Raw genomic sequence first — 1,306 nt, forward strand, 5'->3', positions numbered from 1 at the left:
CCGCGCGGAGGGCGCCATGCGCCAGCTGGCGGCATCGGCCCCCCAGGCGGGCTGGCTTTCTGGCGCCATCGCGGAAGCCAAGGCCCTGGCGCAGGCGCTTGCCGAGGTCGCGAAGAAGCGGCTTGAGGCGGAAGCCAAGAAGAACCTCGACTCGGCCAACAACCCGATCCAGCCCGGCGTGAGCCGCACCAGCAGACCGCGCGCGGCCCCACCCGGAACTGGCGGCGTCGAGTGGGGCACGCCCCCCAAATCGGGCGGTGGGGGCGGCGGCGCGAACAAGGTGCAGACCGAACTGGACGCCTTGCAGCAATCCCTGATGACGCAGGAAGAGGCGCAGATCGCCAGCTATGCCCGCCAGCAGGAGGTGCTGCAGCAGGCGCTGGACCAACGGCTCATCACCCAGCAGGAATATGCCGCGTTGATGGAAGACACTCAGCAGCAGCATCAGGACCGCATGGCCCAGATCGACGCCTATCGCTATGGCAACGGGCTGCAGATGACCGAGGCCTTCCTGGGCGACATGGCGTCGGCCTTCGCCACCGGCGGCGACAAGATGGTGAAGATTTCCCGGATCTTCGGCGCCGCGCAGGCGCTGATCAGCACCTATGTCGGCGCGGCCGAGGCCTTGAAGCTGCCCTTCCCGGAGAACATCGCCGCCGCCGCGAAAGTGATTGCGACGGGCATGAGCTTCGTCTCGGCGATCAAGAGCGGCTCGAAATCGGCCTCTGGCGCCAGCGGGGCCGCCTCGGCCGGGGCCGCGGCGCAGGCGGCGGCCCCGGCGCCCCAGCGTACCGCCACCATCAATGTGCAGGGCGACGTCATCGGGCGCCAGAGCGGTGAGGCGCTGGTCAAGGCGCTGAACGAGGCCTTCGGCGACGGCTATCGCCTCAATCTCGACTGGCAGGGCGCCGCGCGCTGACGGCTAGCGGCACAGGAAGACGTGTTCGCCTTGATACTCGTTGATCTGTCGCACGCCCTGATAGACCGCTTCCTTGCCGCAGGTTTCCTTCGCGACGGTGTAGATCGGGCTCTGCTTGTATTTGTCCCCGAGTGCATAGGGGTGGCTCACGACCTTGACCATGTGGCCGTTGTAATCGCTGACCATGGGTTGCGATGCAACGCAGGCGGCGAGAGTGACAGGCAGGGCGAGGATAAAAAGGCGCATGACTGGCTCCGATTGTGTCAACACCGGCAGCCTGTCAGCGCGGCAAGTTCGGCGCAATGGACCAAGCGCCGCAGAAATGGAGCGCCAGAGTGGCAGTGACCTACACGCCCGGGCACGCGGCTGCGTCGCCCTATCCGATGA

General features: G+C 66.9%; 2 protein-coding genes. One reads left to right on the forward strand and one right to left on the reverse strand.

Annotated features, from left to right (window positions below; translation table 11 throughout):
- Positions 1-919 (forward strand): hypothetical protein (locus BYZ73_RS21100; protein ID WP_220086881.1); only part of this gene is annotated, 919 nt, incomplete at its 5' end.
- 3 nt (positions 920-922) lie between these two features.
- Here BYZ73_RS21100 and BYZ73_RS21105 read toward each other — a convergent pair.
- On the reverse strand, positions 923-1,165 hold the full coding sequence (locus BYZ73_RS21105; RefSeq protein ID WP_112317564.1) for a hypothetical protein: 243 nt from the start codon (positions 1,163-1,165) through the stop codon (positions 923-925).
- Between the last annotated feature and the right edge of the window lie 141 nt (positions 1,166-1,306).

The sequence above is a fragment of the Rhodovulum viride genome, from assembly GCF_003265965.1.
Classification (GTDB): domain Bacteria; phylum Pseudomonadota; class Alphaproteobacteria; order Rhodobacterales; family Rhodobacteraceae; genus Rhodovulum; species Rhodovulum kholense.

Bases quoted from the DNA above. Each gene is read 5' to 3' on its own strand.
- BYZ73_RS21105 (WP_112317564.1), bottom strand. From the start codon at position 1,165: ATGCGCCTTTTTATCCTCGCCCTGCCTGTCACTCTCGCCGCCTGCGTT.